This window comes from Butyricicoccus sp. AM78-15b2TA, from assembly GCF_027665985.1.
Classification (GTDB): Bacteria; Bacillota; Clostridia; order Oscillospirales; family Butyricicoccaceae; genus Agathobaculum; species Agathobaculum butyriciproducens.
In genome coordinates this window covers 12,791-32,818 of sequence record NZ_JAQEHY010000006.1, presented here as the reverse complement: position 1 = coordinate 32,818, position 20,028 = coordinate 12,791, and the positions used below count along the sequence as shown (strand labels likewise).

The 20,028-nt window shown below is 55.9% G+C and carries 19 protein-coding genes and 1 pseudogene; 6 read left to right on the top strand and 14 right to left on the bottom strand.

The window, feature by feature from the left end:
- Positions 1 to 47: 47 nt before the first annotated feature.
- The 4 genes from PGS25_RS07380 to PGS25_RS07365 all read left to right on the top strand — a co-directional run bounded on the left by PGS25_RS07380 (position 48) and on the right by PGS25_RS07365 (position 2,527).
- Positions 48 to 557 carry an IS3 family transposase gene (locus PGS25_RS07380; RefSeq protein ID WP_442865249.1) on the top strand — a complete coding sequence of 170 codons (510 nt, stop codon included), beginning with the start codon at positions 48 to 50 and terminating at the stop codon, positions 555 to 557.
- Between the two features lie 227 nt (positions 558 to 784).
- Positions 785 to 1,714: a 1-phosphofructokinase gene (gene pfkB, locus PGS25_RS07375; RefSeq protein ID WP_118729169.1), complete on the top strand. Its 930-nt coding sequence runs from the start codon at positions 785 to 787 to the stop codon at positions 1,712 to 1,714.
- A 73-nt stretch (positions 1,715 to 1,787) separates the two neighbouring features.
- The gene (locus PGS25_RS07370; RefSeq protein ID WP_270418136.1) at positions 1,788 to 2,084 is read left to right on the top strand and encodes an alcohol dehydrogenase catalytic domain-containing protein; all 297 of its coding nucleotides are present in this window, start codon (positions 1,788 to 1,790) and stop codon (positions 2,082 to 2,084) included.
- Positions 2,085 to 2,242: 158 nt separating this feature from the next.
- A complete protein-coding gene (locus PGS25_RS07365; protein ID WP_270418134.1) occupies positions 2,243 to 2,527 on the top strand; it encodes a hypothetical protein in 285 nt (94 codons plus the stop codon).
- Positions 2,528 to 3,180: 653 nt separating this feature from the next.
- On the opposite strand, the gene rmuC is transcribed toward PGS25_RS07365, so the two are convergent.
- Both rmuC and PGS25_RS07355 read right to left on the bottom strand, forming a co-directional pair.
- Positions 3,181 to 4,644, bottom strand: a complete 1,464-nt coding sequence (gene rmuC, locus PGS25_RS07360) for a DNA recombination protein RmuC (protein WP_243022911.1) — start codon at positions 4,642 to 4,644, stop codon at positions 3,181 to 3,183.
- Between the two features lie 11 nt (positions 4,645 to 4,655).
- Positions 4,656 to 5,321, bottom strand: a complete 666-nt coding sequence (locus tag PGS25_RS07355) for a GTP pyrophosphokinase (protein WP_117492072.1) — start codon at positions 5,319 to 5,321, stop codon at positions 4,656 to 4,658.
- A gap of 357 nt (positions 5,322 to 5,678) precedes the next feature.
- Here PGS25_RS07355 and PGS25_RS07350 point away from each other — a divergent pair, with 357 nt between their 5' ends.
- Complete coding sequence (locus PGS25_RS07350) at positions 5,679 to 6,392, top strand: peptidoglycan DD-metalloendopeptidase family protein (protein WP_270418132.1); 714 nt, start codon at positions 5,679 to 5,681, stop codon at positions 6,390 to 6,392.
- A gap of 17 nt (positions 6,393 to 6,409) precedes the next feature.
- A pseudogene (locus tag PGS25_RS07345) lies at positions 6,410 to 6,727 on the top strand (MobA/MobL family protein); the annotation flags it as partial.
- A gap of 292 nt (positions 6,728 to 7,019) precedes the next feature.
- Here PGS25_RS07345 and PGS25_RS07340 read toward each other — a convergent pair.
- The 12 genes from PGS25_RS07340 to csaB form a co-directional block, all read right to left on the bottom strand.
- A complete protein-coding gene (locus PGS25_RS07340; RefSeq protein WP_270418131.1) occupies positions 7,020 to 7,544 on the bottom strand; it encodes a hypothetical protein in 525 nt (174 codons plus the stop codon).
- Between the two features lie 76 nt (positions 7,545 to 7,620).
- Entirely contained in the window at positions 7,621 to 8,871 is a 1,251-nt protein-coding gene (purD, locus tag PGS25_RS07335; protein ID WP_270418130.1) for a phosphoribosylamine--glycine ligase, read from the bottom strand.
- The gene (locus PGS25_RS07330; protein WP_270418129.1) at positions 8,872 to 9,405 is read right to left on the bottom strand and encodes a hypothetical protein; all 534 of its coding nucleotides are present in this window, start codon (positions 9,403 to 9,405) and stop codon (positions 8,872 to 8,874) included. It abuts the gene before it with no gap.
- The gene (locus tag PGS25_RS07325; RefSeq protein ID WP_118753662.1) at positions 9,405 to 10,580 is read right to left on the bottom strand and encodes a phosphoribosylaminoimidazolecarboxamide formyltransferase; all 1,176 of its coding nucleotides are present in this window, start codon (positions 10,578 to 10,580) and stop codon (positions 9,405 to 9,407) included. Before PGS25_RS07325 ends, PGS25_RS07330 begins: the two co-directional genes overlap by 1 nt.
- Positions 10,581 to 10,610: 30 nt before the next feature.
- A complete protein-coding gene (locus PGS25_RS07320) occupies positions 10,611 to 11,324 on the bottom strand; it encodes an IMP cyclohydrolase (RefSeq protein WP_117492078.1) in 714 nt (237 codons plus the stop codon).
- 17 nt (positions 11,325 to 11,341) lie between these two features.
- Positions 11,342 to 11,965 carry a phosphoribosylglycinamide formyltransferase gene (gene purN / locus PGS25_RS07315; protein ID WP_118286178.1) on the bottom strand — a complete coding sequence of 208 codons (624 nt, stop codon included), beginning with the start codon at positions 11,963 to 11,965 and terminating at the stop codon, positions 11,342 to 11,344.
- Positions 11,966 to 12,115: 150 nt separating this feature from the next.
- Positions 12,116 to 13,156: a phosphoribosylformylglycinamidine cyclo-ligase gene (gene purM / locus PGS25_RS07310; protein ID WP_270418127.1), complete on the bottom strand. Its 1,041-nt coding sequence runs from the start codon at positions 13,154 to 13,156 to the stop codon at positions 12,116 to 12,118.
- A gap of 161 nt (positions 13,157 to 13,317) precedes the next feature.
- A complete protein-coding gene (purF, locus tag PGS25_RS07305; RefSeq protein WP_118761493.1) occupies positions 13,318 to 14,790 on the bottom strand; it encodes an amidophosphoribosyltransferase in 1,473 nt (490 codons plus the stop codon).
- A 42-nt stretch (positions 14,791 to 14,832) separates the two neighbouring features.
- Complete coding sequence (gene purC / locus PGS25_RS07300; protein ID WP_110435883.1) at positions 14,833 to 15,543, bottom strand: phosphoribosylaminoimidazolesuccinocarboxamide synthase; 711 nt, start codon at positions 15,541 to 15,543, stop codon at positions 14,833 to 14,835.
- Between the two features lie 136 nt (positions 15,544 to 15,679).
- Positions 15,680 to 16,171, bottom strand: a complete 492-nt coding sequence (purE, locus tag PGS25_RS07295) for a 5-(carboxyamino)imidazole ribonucleotide mutase (RefSeq protein WP_119190085.1) — start codon at positions 16,169 to 16,171, stop codon at positions 15,680 to 15,682.
- Between the two features lie 277 nt (positions 16,172 to 16,448).
- Entirely contained in the window at positions 16,449 to 17,636 is a 1,188-nt protein-coding gene (locus tag PGS25_RS07290; RefSeq protein WP_270418126.1) for a glycosyltransferase, read from the bottom strand.
- 124 nt (positions 17,637 to 17,760) lie between these two features.
- Positions 17,761 to 19,983 carry a polysaccharide pyruvyl transferase CsaB gene (gene csaB / locus PGS25_RS07285; RefSeq protein ID WP_270418252.1) on the bottom strand — a complete coding sequence of 741 codons (2,223 nt, stop codon included), beginning with the start codon at positions 19,981 to 19,983 and terminating at the stop codon, positions 17,761 to 17,763.
- Positions 19,984 to 20,028 lie beyond the last annotated feature (45 nt).

The window sequence follows — 20,028 nt, the reverse complement described above, 5'->3', positions numbered from 1 at the left end:
ACCAGAATTCAAGAAACTGGTGTCGAAACGATGCTCGAGGTACGGCTATCGCCGTATCACAGCGGAAGCCAAATCTGAAATGGGTAACGGATGTGACGGAGTTCAGCCTGTTCGGGGAAAAGCTGTATTTGTCGCCCATTCTTGACTTGCACAGCAGTGATTTGGTCAGTTATACGATTTCGGATCGACCTGTGTTAAGCATGGTGACAACGATGTTGGACAAGGCATTTGCAAAAATTCCGGACAACACAAATCTAATCCTGCACTCGGATCAGGGTTGGCAGTACCAGCACAAGCAATACCAGTGGATGCTTCGTGAAAAGGGTATCCGTCAAAGCATGAGCCGGAAGGGCAACTGTTTAGACAACGCTGTGATTGAGAATTTTTTCGGACCGCTCAAGAGTGAACTGCTGTATCTGCAAAAAATTCAGTCCATGGAGCACTTCAAGCAGGAACTCATTGACTATCCGGACTACTACAACAACCGCAGAATCAAGGCAAAATTAAAGGGCTTGTCGCCTGCGGTTCACAGCCAACAAGCCCTTTCGGCAGCTTGAACAATTTTTACTTCAAAAGATTGTCTAACTTTTTGGGGCACTTTATCTGCATTGCCGCTTCTTTTGCACGCAGAACAGAATTTACAGGGAGAATGTGCTCTTGTGATTCTTTACAAAAACGAAAGGGATTATTTGTTGAAATAACAGATTGACGCTTATGTGGACTGTTGCTATTTTGATTATAGCTTTTGTTTCAATGGTTTCAAATATCTGGAAGGAGTCATTCCATGATCTATACGGTAACACTCAACCCCGCATTGGATAAAACGGTAGAAATTCCGGGTATTGCGCTTGACACGGTCAACCGCATCACGGAAATGCGCACGGATCCCGGCGGCAAGGGCATTAACGTGAGCAAAGTGATTGCCAAGCTGGGCGGCGAGAGCCGCGCCGTCGGCATTCTGGGCGGTGAGAGCGGCAGAACACTTGAAAAGCTGCTCGAAAACGAGAATTTCACCACGCAGTTCCGGTTCGTTGAGGGGCAGACCCGCACGAATATCAAAATTATCGACCGGGTCGGTCACACGAATACCGACATCAACGAGCCGGGTCTGACCGTTACGAATGCAGATTTAGATGCGCTGCTGAACGACCTTCTGGCTGAGGTGCACGCAGGCGACATTGTGGTGCTGGCGGGCAGCTTGCCGAAGGGCGCACCGCAGGAAACCTATCGCGTGTGGACGAGCGCATGCAAAAACGCAGGTGCGCGGGTGTTCCTCGATGCGGACGGCGCTTTACTGGCGGAAGGCTTAAAGGCCGCGCCGTACCTCATCAAGCCGAATGATGATGAACTGTCGCGTCTGGCGGGCAGAAAACTGGAAACCATCGAAGAACTGACCGCAGAAGGTCAAAAGCTGCTGGAGAGCGGTATCGAACGGGTGGTTATCTCGCTGGGCGGCCGCGGTGCGCTGTATCTGCGCAAGGGCAGCACGATTTACGCTGAGGGACTCAAGGTTCCGGTCGGCAGTACGGTCGGTGCGGGTGACAGCGTGGTGGCCGCGCTGGCGTATGCCGAGTCGCAGGATATGAGCGAGGAGAACGCGGTCCGTCTCTCGACTGCAACCGGAGCCGCGAATGTCATGTGCAGCGGCACACAGGCCGCCGAGCGCTCGGTTATCGAGGCGCTGCTTCCGAAAGTACGTTTTTCCAAGCTGTAATTGCTGAAATCTATCGTGTTTTAAGATATGGTGAAGGAGAGTTTTATTATGAAAGCAAGAGATGTACGTCTGTATGCTGCGAATGATCCTGCGTCTGGATACCTTTGAACTGCCGGAAATCCGCGATGATGAGATTCTGGTCAAGGTCGTATCCGACAGCATCTGTATGTCCGCCTACAAGTGTGCCATCCTCGGCACCGAGCACAAGCGCGTGCATCCCGATGTAGCTGAGCATCCGGCCGTCATGGGGCACGAGTTCGCGGGCGATATCGTCAAGGTTGGCGCGAAGCATCAGGATAAATTCAAGCCGGGCATGAAGTTCACGCTGCAGCCTGCGCTTACTATGAGGCGTCTCTTGCGGAGACGATGAGCTGCTCGGTCGGTGCTTAACGCCGCTTATCACACCAAGATAGGTGTTTATCACCACGAAATGGGTATTAAAAAGGGCGGCAAGCTGGTCATAATGGCAGGCGTCGGTCCGATGGGTCTGGGTGCGCTGACGTATGCGCTACACCGTGACGTCCGTCCATGGTCGTTGTGACCGATGTGAACGAGGACCGTCTGGCACGCGCCGAGGCGCTGTTTCTGCCCGCAGAGGTTAAGGAGAAGGATGGCATCGACCTGCACTTTGTCAACACCGGCAAGATGGAAAATTCGGCGGCAGAGCTGCGCGAAATGACCGGCGGCACCGGCTTCGACGATGTATTCTGCTATGCACCGGTCGCAGCCGTGGTAGAGCTGTGCAGCGCCGTGCTCGGCCGCGACTACGCTCAATCTGTCAAAGCTTCCGGGCGGCAAAAAAAGGTGCTGTAACAGTGAGAAAACCCTGTCTGTTGTTGGAACAGACAGGGTTTCTTTTGGGGTTAGAGTCAGATATTCGGCTCATACGCCGATACGGCGGCAGTATCTGTGTATTGCCCCTCGCAAATCGGAACAAAAACTTTTAACAGAATCAGAAAATAAGAAAAACCGGTTATTTCAAACGAAATAACCGGAGGCTGTCGAAAAACTAACGTTTTCCGAGCAGCCTCTCGATCGAAACCACGCTTTCGATCGAATTCCGAAGAAAAACCGCGCCTTACAGGCACATTTTTTCTTCCCTTGTATAAATTCCGAGATACATGCTCTCGGAATTTATGATTTTGCTCCGCAAATTCTATTTTATGCGTGCTGCCGCACGAAGTACGAGAGTCGAAAAGCTCAGCAAAAGCTAGGCTTTTTCTTGCATATGAGGTAGTGATGCAAAATGATAGAGCGAGGGAAATTAGATTGCGGCGTAGTAGAGATCGTAGACACACAAAGTTTGGGATGGAGTCGTTGCGAAATCTACCCCTGGACGCAGAAAAACGGCGTGACCATTGTGGTCACACCGTTCTCTGCCCCTCGCAAAGCTAAATAGTACTTTATCACTATTAAGCCTTGCTCTGCGGTGTTTTCCTTTGCCGAGAAAGCGGTTAAGAATCTCTTCACTCTTCTTCCGAATCAGTGCCGATATCCAGAACCTTCTGCGTTTCGCTCTCGCTGAGTTCGGTAACGCCCTTCAGCTTGCGGCGGATAGCGCGCGTGCGCGTACCGACCAGCTTATCCAGCTCGCGGCTCGCCTGATCGAGTCGGTTCTGCGTCTGCGTCAGGCAGGCTTCAAACTTGTCAAACTCGGTCTTGACCGCACCCAGAACGCTCCAGACCTCACCCGAGCGCTTCTGAATCGCAATCGTGCGGAACGACATCTGCAGGCTGTTCAGCAGCGCTGCCATCGTGCTCGGACCGGCCAGATTGACATGATAGTCGCGCTGCAGAATCTCCACCATGCCGCGGCTGACGGCTTCGGCATACAGTCCCTCGAACGGCAGGAACATGATGCCGAACTCGGTCGTATGCGGCGGCGCAAGGTACTTATCGTGAATGTCCTTCGCCTCGGATTTGAGGGTGGCGATCAGCTGCTTGACGCATGCGTCAATCTGCTCGCGCGAGCCTTCCTCGTACGCATCACGGAGCGCCCCGTAGGTGTCTCCCGGGAACTTGGAGTCGATCGGCAGCCAGACAAAGCTGCCGTCCTCAACGGGCAGCTTGACCGCATACTCGACCACATTGCGGCTGTTCGGCACGGTCGCCACGTTGGTTTCGTACTGCTCGGGCGCGAGAATGTCCTCGAGGATCGCGCCCAGCTGAATCTCGCCCACAATGCCGCGGGTCTTGACATTGGTGAGCACCTTCTTCAAATCACCGACACCCTGTGCCAGCGTCTGCATCTCACCGAGACCCTTGTAAACCTGCTCCAAACGCTCGTTGACCAGCTTGAATGACTCATTCATGCGCTCAGACAGCGTTTTCTGCAGCTTTTCGTCTACAATTTGACGCATATCGTCCAGCTTTTTGTTGTTGTCCTCCTGCATGGCACGCAGGTTTTTATCCACTGTAACGCGGATGTTCTCCAAATCCTGCTTAGTCTCACCCGTGAAAGTGTGCAGATTTTTATCTACCGTTTCGCGGATAGTTTCCAAATCCTGTTTGGTTTCGCCGGTGAAGGTGTGCAGATTCTTGTCCATCGTGCTGCGGATGGTTTCCAGATTCTGTTTTGTCTCACCCGTGAAGGTGTGCAGGTTTTTGTCCACGGTTTCGCGGATATTGGTCAGATTCTGCGTTGTTTCCGCCGTAAAGCCCTGCAGACGCGTCTCAAACCGACCGAGCTGATCGGTCAGACCGCTCATTTTGTCGCCAAGGCTCTTATCCATCGCGGAAAGCTGATTGCTCTGTGCTTCCCGGCCTTCGCGCAGGTTTTGTGTCACGAGCGTACCGAGCGCAGTAATGGATGCGGTTGGGTCAATTTGCTGCGGAAGCTCCGGCTTTTCCGGCTTGCGGGTCAGCAGGACGATGACCAGTCCCAACAGAATAACAACCAGAATCAGGGTTATAATGGGTATGTATTGCATAATTTCTCCTTTTACAGCACTTTCAGTTCTTTTGCGATGCGCTGCATCTCCTGATCGGTCTCCGCAATAACATCCGCACACTTCTTCAAATCATCGGATACATGCTCCGGAATCTCCACATCGGATTTATAGCGCAGCTGGTGCTCCAGGCTGGCCCAGAAATCCATCGCCATCGTGCGAATCTGCAGCTCGATGCGTACCGGCTGCGTGCGTTCCGCGAGGAAAATCGGCACCTCGAGGATCAAATGCAGGCTGCGGTAGCCGTTCGGCTTGGGATTGGCAATGTAGTCCTTCTTCTCGATCAGCGTCAAGTCATCCTGCCGCATGAGCATGTCCGCTACTGTGTAAATATCCTCGATAAACGGACAGATCACGCGGATACCGCCAATATCGTTTAGATTGTCTATCATGGACTGCAGCGTGATCGGGAATCCGCGCCGCTTGAGCTTGCTGATAATGCTGCGCGGGCTTTTGATGCGGCTCTTGATGGCATCAATCGGGCTTGGCTTGCCCGAAATACGCGACTCATCGCTTAGAATATCCAGCTTGGTCTTGATCTCACGGATGCCGGATTCGTACAGCAGCATCATCTGCTGCATCTGCATCGCGGATTCGATCAGCAGTTCCTCGTCGTGCTGCGACAGCCGGTCAATTGCGAAAAAGTCAGCCAGTTCCATAGTCTTTACCCTCCTTGCGTTTCTCTTTTCTTTGTTTATAGCAGTTCGGATGAATAATGCAGCAAAAGCAGCGTGTACAGCGCGTAAAGAGCAAGGAAATTTTACGCAGGCATGCTGTCGCATGTCAAGTGAAATTGACGATGGTATTTGCGTGCTGTATGTGCGCACTTGTTGCAGTATTTGTCTGAACTGCTATAGTATACCACATTCGGCGATTGGGTACAATCCGCAGACGTCCCACCTTTTGTGGGCTATCCGGCATCTGCCGATGAAGTGTTCGCTGTGCAGCAAATTTTCATTGACGCGTATATTTTCCGCAGCAGCCGACCATACTGTCAGCAACGGAGGTAAAGGGACATGAAGCAATATCAATCCAAACACACCGCGGTGCTCTCTACCCGCGGATTCTACACCATTCTTTCGCTGTGCGCGCTCATCATCGCCGCATCCGCATGGGTGATCTGGGGCAATGCACACCGGCAGAACGCGATCGAGACGGACACCGGCATGCCTATCATCGCACCGGCCGACTCGACCGCCGAAGCACCGGCCGAACCGGCCACCGTTCCGCAGCAGGAGCAGGAACCCGAGTCAGTGCTCGAGGAACAGCCGGTCGCGGCGGCAGAGCCGGAACCGGCGGTGACGGTCAGCGCCCCTGTGTATGTGCGGCCGGTGTCCGGAGCCGTGCTGACGCCGTTTTCGGGTGACACGCTGCTGTTCCAGCCGACCATGGGTGACTGGCGTGTTCATGCCGGCACGGACTTCTCTGCAGAAGCCGGCGAAACCGTGCTCGCACTGACCGACGGCACTGTGCAGCAGATTGCCGAGGATGGCCTGTACGGCACCTGTGTGACGCTGGCGCACAATAACGGCCTGACCTCGTCGTACTGCGGCATGGACGATGTACGCGTGCAGGAAGGGCAGGTTGTCTCCGCCGGTGAGGCGCTCGGCGTGTGCGCGGACAGCATTCCCGCAGAATCCGCACTCGGCACCCATGTGCATGTGCAGGTGACGCAGAATGACGCGCCGATTGATGTACTCACGCTGCTCGATGAGGATGAGCCGGAGTAAATCGACACAGACTGTGCGTGAGCTGCTCTGAAATCTTGTTGCCATCGCATGCGCCATCGGAGTATGCAGACCGAGAAACCCTCTGGAACGCGGTGGAGAAAGCCGAATACGGAAAGAAAGCGCAGCTTGCGTATCGCTTTGACATTGCCTTGCAGAACGAGTTTTCCATGCAGGAGAACATCGCTCTGGCAAGGCAATTTTTGTTGGAGAACTTTGTGAGCCGGGGTATGGTAGTGGACTTTGCCGTTCATTCTCTCGACAAGGAGGACGTCGGCATTTCCAATCCGCACTTTCATGTCATGTGTCCCATTCGCCCTTTGGACGAACACGGCAGATAGGGCAACGAGCAGCGGCAAGGACAAGTGGATTCTGGATGAGGATGCTGCCCAGATTGTCAAGCGCGTCTTCGACCTCTGCATTGACGGCAAAGGCCCGGAGCAGATTTCGCGGATTCTTGAAAGGGACCATGTGGAAATCCCCGCACTGGCAGAACCCATGATTGCAGAATCTACCCTTGGACGCAAAAAAACGGCGTGACCTTAACGGTCACACCGTTCTCTGCCCTAACCGCAGGACTTATAGTTCCTTACGACGGTTAAGCCTTACTCTGCGGTGTTTTTATGCTTTTCAGCCGAGCTTCGGGAACAAGTCCTGCTCGATAACAGCGTCGAGCGTCATGCCTGCATAGGCAATCTGCGCCAGACCGTCGATGAAGCGGGAGACTGCCGCAATCAGCACGGAAATGTTATCCGCCACAAACGGAATGATTTTCTCGAGCTCGAGAGAGCCGTCCACCAGAGTGTTGTGCTTGAGGTAAATCTGACCGGCATCCTCAAAGAAGCCGAACGAACCGAGCGCACAGAAGTTGTTGCAGTAATCGCACGCATGACGAAGCTGCACCTTGTTGTTTTCCGGGGCACCCTGAAACAGCGTAACGAAGAACTGCAGCAGACCCATGTCCTCTGCGGGCAGCTGCATCGGGATGAAGCAGGCTTCAATCACAACGTCCTTGGCAACCTTGCCCTGACGCATTGCCTCGCAGCGCAGAATGGTCGGTGCGCCGTCCTTCTGCATGATTTCCGCACGGAAGCCGTTCTGGTTGAGAACATCGTTCATGCAGCCTAAAATCTGATTTTGCTGTTCGATTTTCATTCTTTTTTCCTTTCTTCCATTCACGCAGAATGTAGGGCGGGCTGAGGTCAGCCCGCCCTACAATAAACGTAAAATATTACTTTACGCCGATATCGGTGCGATAATGCGCCTTATCGAAGTGAATCTTCTTGACATCGGCATACGCCTTGCGGATCGCTTCGTCGAGCGTGGGGGCAACTGCCGTTACGCCGAGCACGCGGCCGCCGCTCGTGACCAGCTTGCCATCCTTGACAGCGGTGCCTGCGTGGAATACGAACGAGTCGGTCACATCGTCCAGACCGGTGATCTCCTTGCCCTTTTCGTAGGCCTTCGGATAGCCGCCGGACGCCATGCAGACGCAGCAGGCGGCATTGTCCGCCCACTTGATGTCGATATCCTCGAGCTTTTCGTCGATAACGGCATTGAAGATGTCGAACAGGTCGGTGTCCAGTCGGGACAGAACAGCCTGCGTCTCCGGGTCGCCGAAACGAGCGTTGTACTCGATAACACGCGGGCCCTTCGGGGTCAGCATCAGACCGAAGTACAGCACGCCCTTGAACGGACGGCCTTCCTTCTCCATGGCTGCAACAGTCGGCTTGAAGATGGTCTCCATGCACTCGGCAGCAATGTCGTCGGTATAGAAGCGGGATGGCGAGAATGCGCCCATACCGCCGGTGTTCGGGCCTTCGTCATGGTCGTAGGCACGCTTGTGATCCTGTGCGGACGGCATGGTCTTGAGATGCTTGCCGTCAACGAAGGCGAGCACGGAAACCTCAGGGCCGGTGAGGAACTCCTCGATAACAACACGCGCACCGGCGCCGCCGAATGCGCCGCCGTCGATCGCGTCCTTGACTGCTTCGATGGCTTCTTCCTCGGTCATAGCCACGGTAACGCCCTTGCCGAGTGCAAGACCGTCCGCTTTGACAACAATCGGCGCACCGTTCTTCTTGATGTACGCGATGGCATCCGCCGAGTTCTCAAAAACGGCGTAGCCAGCGGTCGGAATGCTGTATTTCTGCATCAGATCCTTGGCAAAGGACTTGCTACCCTCAATAATAGCAGCGTTCTTGCGCGGACCGAAGGCACGGATGCCTGCGGCCTCGAGCGCGTCTACCATGCCGAGTGCAAGCGGGTCGTCCGGTGCTACCATAACGAGATCCGGATTGTGCTCCTTGGCGAAAGCCACCATGCCGTCGATGTCGGTCGCCTTGATGGCAACGCACTCCGCCTCAGCGGCAATGCCGCCGTTGCCCGGCGCACACCAGATGTGGTCCACCTTGGGGCTCTTCTTCAATGTATGGACGATGGCGTGCTCACGGCCGCCGCCGCCGATAACCAAAACTTTCATTTATTGTTCCTCCGTTTGTAGGTATATGCGCTGTGCGCGGAACATTTCTACGATCAGTGCTACTGTGCCGATGGAGATGCAGGTATTGGCCAGCGTCCAGACGGTGTTAAACAGATAGTCGTTCAGCCAGCCGGGTGCGCTCACGAGCACGAGGATGTAGCCCGCGCTCCAGATCACCAGCAAAACCCATTCGGGCAGCGTGCTGTGCTCGATCTTGTGCATCTGGTCTTTGACACCCATCAGCAGCATGCAGCCGGTGAGCAGCAGCGGCACGAGCGCCGCATACTGCAGCACAATCCGCAGCAGACAGGGCGGGATGACTGCCGGACCGAGGATGAGCCTGAACGCCATCGTCACGTCCGCGGCAATGCTTGCGCGCATGTACCAGCGGGACGCATTCTGCACGGACAGCGCACCGGCAGACACCAGCGCGAACGCCAGTATCTGCAGTGCCCAGTTGTGCTGCGCGGCCAGACTGAGCAGCAGTCCGCCGGATACGGCTAAGTAGGCATAATAGCCTTTCAGCAGTTTCATTAGTGATGGAACAGACGCATGCCGGTGAACGCCATCGTGATGCCGTACTTGTTCGCGGTCTCGATTACGTTGTCGTCACGGATGGAGCCGCCCGGCTGTACAATGTACTCAACGCCGGACTTGCGTGCGCGCTCTACATTGTCGCCGAACGGGAAGAATGCGTCCGAACCAACGGTTACGCCGGTGTTCTTTGCAATCCACGCCTTCTTTTCCTCAGCGGTGAGCACCTCCGGCTTTACCTTGAAGGTCTTCTGCCATACGCCTTCAGCCAGTACGTCCTCGTACTCGTCCGAGGTGTAAACGTCGATCGCGTTGTCGCGGTCCGGGCGGCGGATGCCGTCAACAAACTGCAGACCGAGAACCTTCGGATGCTGACGAACGAACCAGTTGTCGGCCTTGTTGCCGGCGAGTCGCGTGCAGTGGATGCGGCTCTGCTGACCTGCGCCAACACCGATGGTCATGCCGTCCTTGACGTAGCAGACCGAGTTGGACTGGGTGTACTTCAGCGTGATGAGCGCGAGGATCATGTCGTGCTTGGCGCTCTCCGGCAGATTCTTGTTCTCGGTAACGATGTTGGTGAGCAGGCTCTCGTTGATCTCGTAGTTGTTGTAGCCCTGCTCGAAGCGGATGCCGAAAATGTCGCGCTGCTCGATCGGCTTTGGCTCGTAGTTCGGGTCGATCTTGACAACGTTGTAGCCGCCCTTGCGCTTGGTCTTGAGGATCTCGAGGGCCTCAGCGGTGAAGTCCGGCGCGATGATGCCGTCGGAAACCTCGTGTGCGAGGTAGGAAGCGGTGTCTGCGTCACAGGTGTCGGACAGAGCCGCCCAGTCACCGTAGGAGCACAGACGGTCAGCGCCGCGTGCACGGATGTAAGCGCATGCGATGGGAGACAGCTCCTTGTCGGTGTCAACGAAGTACATCTGCTTCTCGACATCGGTCAGCGGTTTGCCGAGCGCCGCGCCGGCTGGAGAAACGTGCTTGAAGGACGCTGCTGCCGGCAGACCGGTCGCCTTTTTCAGCGCACGGACGAGTTGCCAAGAGTTGAATGCGTCACAGAAGTTGATATAACCCGGCTTGCCGTTGAGCACCTCAATCGGAAGCTCGCCCTCGGTCATAAAAATGCGGGCCGGCTTCTGGTTGGGGTTGCAGCCGTATTTTAAGGCTAATTCTTTCATAAATAGTCCTTTCTGCTCATCAGGCCGCAGTTATTCTGCGTTCTTGTTGCGGATTTCCTGCTCGACTTCGCCGGTCTCGAGATCGACGTAGCGCACGAACAGCGAAACCTTGTTCTGCTCGTTCAGGCTGTTCCAGAGCAGGTTGGTGAACTCGTGAATGGGCAGCTCGATGCGGATGCACTTCGGCTCGCCGCGGAACGGCGGCAGCGGATCGCCGTCGCACTGATAGGTATGGATGAAATGGCCCAGACCGGCAACCGGCTTATCGTACTCATAGAAGAAACGTTTGTTGGCGGTGCGGTCCGAGGTGAAGTTCTTGAGGATGGACAGGCTGTAGGAGCCGTCCGGGTTGACAACGCCCGAAATGCGGGAGGTGTAGTTGGGGGCGTCCGGCTCAAACTGGCGGGTGCGGAGCGCCTCAAAGTAGCTCTTGCCCTGCTTGAGATAGTCCACGATGGTATCGGTCTGGTCGCCGTTGGTGACGACCAGAGTACCGTTGTACAGGCGCACCGGATGATAGATGATCAGCGAGGGATCGACCATCTTGGACGGGTCAAATGCCTCCGTGCGGATACCGTCCTCGGTTTCGGTGAACACGCGGTTGCGGCTGTTCTCTGAGCGGCCCATGATGAAGTAGGCGATAACATTCTTTTTATTATCCGGGGTGCGACCGAGAATAATGCCGCGGCCGGGATATGCGTTGCTCATCAGCTCCTGGCTGATGTCAAAAACATTCTTGCTCATAATGCTGTCACTCCTGTTCAGTTTTTATGGACGATAGCGCCGTCCACGCGCAGTCTGCCTGCGCAGAAGTCGGATACTGCCTGCGGCAGAAGAATCCACTCCGCGTTCTGCATGACGCGTTTCTGCAAGGTCTCCGGCGTGTCGCCATCTTCCACTTCAACGGCCTTCTGCGCGATGATTGCGCCGCCGTCTACCACTTCGGATACAAAATGCACGGTCGCACCGGTAACCTTTACCCCTTTTGCCAGCGCGGCTTCATGCACGCGCAGACCGTAGAAGCCCTCTCCGCAGAAGGAGGGGATGAGCGAGGGATGTACGTTGATAATGCGGTTTTCAAAATGGCGGCAGAAGCTGTCCGGCAGGACGGTCATGAAGCCTGCGAGCACGATCAGACCGATGTCCGCGTTCTCCAGCAGAGCGGTAAGCGCCTTGCCGTACTCTTCCGCGTCGGAAAAGTCCCTGCGGCGCAGCACCTCGGAGGGAATAGCCGCTTTTGCGGCACGCTCGAGTGCATACGCCTTCGGGTTGGACGAAATAACGAGCGAAATCTGTCCGTTTTCGATCTTGCCCGCCTGCTGTGCGTCAATGAGCGCCTGCAGGTTTGTGCCGCCGCCCGAAACCAAAACTGCAATTTTTGTCATTTATTTTTCTCCAAAAAACAAATGAAATGGAGAATTGTGGATTCGTGCAGAACGCGATTATTCAATACATCGCTTTGCACTGAACCACGCAGCGCGGACGAAACCCGCGCAAGGATAGCGCCAATTCTCAATTCTCCATTTTCAATTTACTTAAACGAGTTCTACGCCCTTTTCGGCGCCGTTTACGCACTCGCCGATCACATAAGCCTGCTCGCCTGCAGCGGAAATTGCTGCAACCGCGCGGGAAGCGTCCTCAGCGGCAACGGCCAGAACCAGACCGGCGCCCATGTTAAAGGTGTTGTACATGTCGCGCTCCGGAATCTTGCCGGTCTTTGCGATCAGGTCGAATACCGGCGGAACCGACATAGCAGCCTTCTCGATCTTGGCAACGATGCCTGCCGGCAGCATGCGCGGTACATTCTCATAGAAGCCGCCGCCGGTGATGTGGCTGATGCCCTTAACCTCAACCTTGCCCATCAGGGACTGGATCGCCTTAACGTAGATCTTGGTCGGGGTCAGCAGCTCTTCGCCGAGGGTCTTGCCGAACTCGTCGATGTAGCGGCGAACCGACTTCTCGTTGATGCCGAGCGTCTTGCGAACCAGAGAATAGCCGTTGGAGTGTACGCCGGAGGAGGCAACACCGATCAGCGCGTCGCCGGCCTTGATGCCGGTGCCGTCGATCATTTTTTCCTTATCAACCATGCCGACAGAGAAGCCGGCCATATCGTACTCGTTTTCCGGATAGAAGCCCGGCATTTCAGCGGTTTCGCCGCCGATCAGCGCGCAGCCTGCCTGACGGCAGCCCTCTGCGATACCGGAAACCATCTGTGCGATCTTCTCCGGATGGTTCTTGCCGACTGCAACATAGTCGAGGAAGAACAGCGGCTGTGCACCGCAGCAGGCGATGTCGTTTACGCACATGGCAACGCAGTCGATGCCAACGGTGTCATGCTTGTCCATCAGGAACGCCAGCTTGAGCTTGGTGCCGACGCCATCCGTACCGGAAACGAGGATCGGATCCTTCATGCCCTTGAACTCCGGACGGAACAGGCCGCCGAAGCCGCCGAGCGTACCCATAACGCCCTTGGTAAAGGTGCTTTCTACCATCGGCTTCATCAGCTTGACCGCTTCATAGCCTGCGGTAACGTCAACGCCGGCAGCCTTGTAGCTTTCAGAACGGCTTACACTCATGTTTTACATCTCACTTTCATTTATCGTATGAACGAGAAAAATGGAAAATTGAGAATTGAAAATGGAAAATTGCGGATTCGCGCAATGCGCGATTATTTTATGCGGCGCGGTGCGCCGTACCGCAATTCTCCATTCTCCATTTTCCATTCTCAATTCAAAAGTTAGTCTTTGTTAGCGGGGAGCGGAATCTCGATCTCGAACATGTTCTTATCCACCTGCTCGGGTACCGGAATCGGGTACTCGCCGGAGAAGCATGCATCGCAGAAGCCCAGCTTGCAGCCGACTGCGATCTTGCGGCAGGCCTCAAGCGACAGGAAACCGAGCGAATCCACGCCGATGATCTCGCGCATCTCCTCAACCGTGCGGTTGTGGGCGAGAAGCTGGTTGCGCTCCGGAATATCCGTGCCGAAGAAGCAGGGATGACGGAACGGTGGCGCCGAAATTCTCATGTGAACCTCAGCCGCGCCTGCATCGCGTAGCAGCTTTACCAGACGGCCGCAGGTCGTACCGCGGACGATGGAGTCATCGACCATGATCACGCGCTTGCCCTCAATGGCGGTGCGCAGGGCATTCAGCTTGAGACGCACCGAGCGCTCGCGCTTGTCCTGGCCCGGCTGGATAAAGGTGCGGGCGATATAGCGGTTCTTGATGAGACCCACGCCGTACGGAATGCCGGAGAACTTTGCGTAGCCGATCGCTGCCGGAATACCGGAATCCGGTACGCCGATAACCACGTCAGCGCCGACCGGATGCTCGATGGACAGGTACTTGCCGGCCTCCTGACGGGCCAGCTCAACCGATGCACCGTCGATGATGGAGTCCGGACGGGCAAAGTAAATGTACTCGAATACGCACGCGGAGGACTTGCACTCGATACCGCAGTGCATGGAGCGCAGCTCACCGTTTTCGACAACGCAGACCTCACCGGGTTCTACATCGCGGATGAACTTTGCACCGAGCGCGTCCAGAGCGCAGGTCTCGGAAGCGAAAATGTAGCAGTCGTTGTCCAGCAGGCCGATACACAGCGGACGGAAGCCGTGCGGGTCGCGTGCCGCGATCAGCTTGCGCGGAGACATAACGACCAGAGAGTAGGCACCCTCAATGCGGTGCATGGTGTTCATAACGGCTTCTTCAATAGAGCCGCACTTGAGGCGTTCCTTAACAATGGTGTATACCAGAACCTCGGTGTCGTTCGAGGAGCGGAAAATGCCGCCGTCCAGCTCGATCTCGCGGCGCAGCTCGCCTGCGTTTACGAGGTTGCCGTTGTGTGCAACCGCAAGATTGCCCTTTACATGGGTGATGGAGATCGGCTGCGCGTTCTCGCGGCGGGTATCGCCGGTGGTGGAGTAGCGCACATGACCGATGGCCATCGAGCCAGGCATGTTGTCCAGGATGTCCTGATTGAACACGGCGCTGACCAGACCGGTGTCCTTATGGCAGTGGATCACGCCGTTTTTGTTTACGGCGATACCGGCAGCCTCCTGACCGCGGTGCTGGAGAGCAAACAGTGCGGTATACGCGTCGTGCGCGGCGGAAATCTCCTTGCCTTCCGGCGCTGCGATACCGAATACACCGCACTCCTCATGCACCTTGTCAAACGGAGTGCTGCTTTTTCTTAAAATACGATATTTCATTCTTCAGCCTTTTCTTGTCCGAATCTTGCCTTGCGGATGGGCTTACTTGCCCATAACGCGCTTCATGATCTCCTGATATGCTTCCTCGACACCGCCCATGTCACGACGGAAGCGGTCCTTATCCAGCTTCTCCTTGGTGGTCTTGTCCCACAGGCGGCAGGTATCCGGAGAGATTTCGTCTGCGAGAACGATCTTGCCGTCCGCAGTCTTGCCGAACTCGAGCTTAAAATCAACGAGGATGACGTTCAGGGTATCGAAGTACTGCTTCATAACCTCGTTTACCTTGAAGGCCATTGCCTTGATGGTCTCGATCTCCTCGCGGGTAGCAGCCTTCAGTGCGATCGCGTGGTAAGCGTTCATGAGCGGGTCGCCAAGCTCATCGTTTTTGTAGGAGAACTCGATGGTCGGCTCGTCGAATACGATGCCCTCTTCCACGCCGAAACGCTTCGCAAAGGAACCGGCGGAAATGTTGCGGATGATGACCTCCAGCGGTACAATGGAGACCTTCTTTACCAGGGTCTCACGCTCGGAGAGCTGCTCAACAAAGTGGGTCGGCACGCCCTGCTGCTCGAGCAGCTGGAACATGTGATTGCTCATTACGTTGTTGATAACGCCCTTGCCGGTGATGGTGCCCTTCTTCTCACCGTTGAATGCGGTTGCATCGTCCTTGTAGTCAACGATTACGAGATTTGCATCGTCGGTAGCAAATACCTTCTTAGCCTTGCCTTCGTACAGCTGTTCTTTCTTTTCCATGTCCAATTCCTCCATTTGTATAAGTAGTGTTAATTTGAAACAATGTTGTTTGCAGGTTGTACATCGAAGCTGCCAATGGGAGCGGCCCCAATGCCTTTACCTTGCGGGGATGCGGTATCAGAGATACCTATATAGATTACGCGAACTGAGCGCGAACCTTTTCGTCCTTTGCGGTAACTTCCGCTGCCATATCGGCCTTGAACTGTGCAAGCTTTGCTGCCAGCGCGTCATCCGACAGGGCGATCATCTGTGCTGCGAGGATGGCGGCGTTGTCTGCGCCGTCGATCGCAACGGTTGCCACCGGAATACCCTTGGGCATCTGCACGATGGAGAGCAGGCTGTCCATGCCGCCCATCACGCTGGTGGCCATCGGCACGCCGATTACCGGAAGCGTGGTGTAAGCCGCCAGTACACCGCCGAGGTGTGCGGCCTTGCCTGCTGCCGCGATGATAACGCCGAAGCCTTCGGCTGCCGCGTTCTTCGCCAGCTGTTCGGCAGCGGCCGGGGTGCGGTGCGCGGAGCAGATGCGGACCTCAGTCGGAATATCGAACGATTTCAGACGGTCAACACACTTTTCCATTACCTTGAGATCACTGTCGGATCCCATGACAACGAGAACTTTTTTCATTTGTTATTCCTCCTACAAAAACAAATGAGGGCACGGGTATACCCGTGCCCTATAATCGCTCATTTATGTGCACCGATGCCCGAGAGAATGCACGAATGCCCGAGAACGAAAAACTGTTCAGCTGCAGTCTGGTTCAAAAATACGCTGCCGGTCATGTGTACACCTCTTTCTTAAAACCAACGGTGACGATACATATTTATTTTAGCTAATTTAACTTGTTAATGCAAGTATTTTACCCGCTTTTTTCGGGATTTGTGTAAATGCCCAAAGATAAATTTTACTCCTCTGCACTTTCGTGCAGAACGCCCTTTTTATAAAGCACCTCTTCCATCTGGTGCACGCGCTCGGTCCACGAGCACTGCGCGCCGTAGGCAAGGCGTTTTTCCGTCCATGCCGGACGTTTTTCCTTGGCAGCGGCATCGCACAGCGGCAGGAACATCTCGGGATTGCGGGCAATGTAGACCACATCCTTGAAATCCTCGACCTGCAGCGGCTCGCGCGTGGAAACGATCGGCTTGCCGGTTGCCAGATATTCGTAGAACTTGAGCGGCGAAACATCCTTGGAGAGCGCACCGGCACGGAATACGTTCAGGCAGACGTCCATCTGCGCCAGATATGCGGGCAGCTCGGGCTGCGGCACCAGACCGTGGAATACAATGTTCGGGTACTGCTTGAGGTTGGTCAGGTCAACACCCGGCAGCGTGCGTCCGATAAGGAAAATCGTCGCGTTCGGACGGCTCTTCGCCAGCTTTTCGATCAGTGCATAGTCGATGCACTCCTGCAGCATGCCGACAAAGCCGTAGATCGGATGCGGCAGATCCTTCATGTCCTCCGGGCAGGGAAGGGTGTCCTTCTCGGTCTGTACGCGCGAGAAAATCTCGTAAGCCGCGCCGTTCGGGATCATCTGGGTGGTCGGGTTGACCTTTTCCAGTGTCTCTGCCAGTCCGACTGCGGTTGCGAATACCTGATCGGCAGGCTTGGCCAGATCGCATTCCATCTTGTCCACAACCTTGGGATTGATGTGACCCTTGTACGCGGAATGACGGTCTACACAGTCGTATACCAGCTTGGCGTGCGGCAGGTGCTCCACAATATCGCACGAGGACGGCGAGTAGCACCACAGCACGGTCTCGTCACCGAAGCCATGCTCGCGCATCTTTTCGCGGATGAACGCCGCCTGCCGTTTCTGGTTGATTTTGTTGATCCAGCGGAACTTGTTGAAAAACGGCAGTACCGGCGGCAGTGCGTAAACAGTGATGTTTTCGTGCCCCTCGACCTTTTCGCCGGGCTGCTTGTACTTTTCGATATATGCGGAGGCTTTTTTGTCCTTGAGCGGTGCGATCATGGACACCGGAGGATCAAAATACAGGATTTCGCTGTTGCGCAGACGGCTCATCACGTTCTGCTTGCGCGTCGGCAGAGGATGGTAGTTCGTTGTCGAAAGACAGACGATGTGGTTCTTCATATCTATATAACCCCTTTAGTGGATTGTTTTATCATATATCGTAGGGCGGGCTGCCCTCAGCCCGCCGTGGTCAGCGGTATGCAGATGGTAAAGACGGCGGGGTGAGGGCACCCCGCCCTACGGTTTAGTTTTCGGAAATGTTCAGCAGCTTCGCTGCACCCTTCACATTCTCGGATTCTCTTTCTCTCAGCATTTCCGCGGTGCGGTGCACCTCGTTATCGAGCGCACCGGAGACGCACTCGTCGATGAGGCGGCACAGCGGCTCTGCCTTGACGGACGAAAGCTGCAGGCAGGTGCGGCTGCCGATATATTTCAGAAAGCCGTCCACCTTGATGTCGTAGCTCATGCCGACGACCGGAACGCCCTGACCGGCGGAGAACATCAGCGAATGCAGTCGGATGCCGACCACGGTTTTCATGCGGGAGAGGATGCCGATGGTGACTTCGATGGGCTGTCGGGTACGCACGGCGTGCCACGGACAGTGCAGCAGTGCGCCGACACGTTCTGCGGGCATGAGGTCGCTCGGGAACTCGATGGGTACGAAAACCGGCGTCAGGCCGTGCTTTTCGTAGGCATAGTTGGCTGCAGCCGCGATTTCGGGCAGAGCCGTGTCCAGACCCTTCCAGTTGCGCAGACCGAAGCCGATATACTTTCCGTTCGGGTCAATGCCGCTCTGCTCGAGGGCGATATTGACGATTTCACGCGGCGCGGGCGTCAGAATGATGGTCGGGTCGGCGGAAACACGGATATCCGGCCGGGTAACGCCCATTTCGGCAAGCAGTGCGCGGGAATTGTCATCGCGCAGCGTGATGCGGTCAACCGATGCATCAATGGTTCTGGCGGCCATCCGGCGGTTGCCCGGACGGTTGATCGGACCGATGCCGCAGCCGTACATCATTACCTTGCAGCCGCGCTTTTTGGCGGCGTACAGCGTGTAGCAGTAGTACCAGATCGAGCGGGTGGACGTAACATCCTGCATGAGTGAGCCGCCGCCGTTGATATACAGCGCGGCATGACGGAACTTGCGCAGGACGGAGAACACATTAAAAGTATAGATGGCGTTCGTGCGGTAGATCAGGCGCGTTTCCTTCGGTCTGCGCGACATAACGCAGATGGTGCGTTCGGGATCGAGCTGGCGCATCTCCTGCACAATGGCCTCGAGAATGGCATCGTCACCGGCGTTGCCGCGTCCGTACGCGCCGCAGATGACAATGCTCTCACGCTCGTTTTTCGGACGATGGAACCGTGCCAGCAGATGACGGTAGTTTTCCATCTGGCGTTCGCACATCTTGTCGCGCGAGAAATCGCGGGAGGCTTTTTCGTACAGCGCATCCGCAAATTTCTGCCGCAGCGCGGCATCGTTGCCCAGACGGACCAGATATTCCGCCAGCCGCTTATCGTCTCCGACCGGGAAGATATAGCCGTTTTCACCGGTGTCGATGAGTTCGGGCATGCCGCCGACATCCGAGCAGATGGTCGCACAGCCGGCACAAACGCCCTCCAGAATGGAATACGGGAAGGTTTCGGACACCGAAGACAGCAGGTTGATATCCATTGCGCGGAAGAACGGCATGACCGGCGATACCCAGCCGCAGAATGTCACGCGCTCGCGCACGCCGAGCTGGTCGCACAGCTTTTTGAGCATGTCCTCGTCCTCGCCGTCGCCGGCGATGAACAGGCGCAGCTGCGGCGCGGATTTCAGCGCCTCGGCAAAGCCGCGGATGGTGGTCGCAATATCCTTGACGGCGGTCAGACGCGCGGCAATGCCGCACAGCACGTCACCGTCCTCAATCTCGGCACCGTAGGTGTCCCGCAGATAGGCCGCACGGTCAAATTCACCCTCCGGACGATCAAAATCCATACCGTTGTAGATTTTTACAATGCGCTCCGGGTCAAAGCCGCGCTCGATGAGCGTGCGCGCCATACGGTCTGCGACCGGCTGATAGAAGTCGAGAAAGCGCAGCGCGATGGCATTCGCCGTGCCGAGCGTGTACTGCTTGAGCGGACTGCCGAGGTAGTCCAGCCGGTAATCCGAGTGCACGGTCGTGACGATCGGCACCTGACGGCTGCGGCGCACCATGGCTCCCATCAGGTTGGCACGACCGCCGTGGCAGTGAATAATGTCGGGCTTGAACGCATCTACCAGGTCGCGCATGGTCCGTGCCGCGCGGAACGGATTGTGCCGCTCGATCACGCGCACATCAATGCCGCGCTCGCGCGCTTCATCCGCAAACGGACCTGCGCGGAACGAGATGAGCATCACATCGTTATTGCGGTTGAGTCCGGTCACGGTATTCATAATCTGGGTCTTGGCGCCGCCTACATCGCCGCCGCCCATTACATGCATGATTCGCAAAGTCAAATACCTCCACTTGACAAGTATAATCAGTAT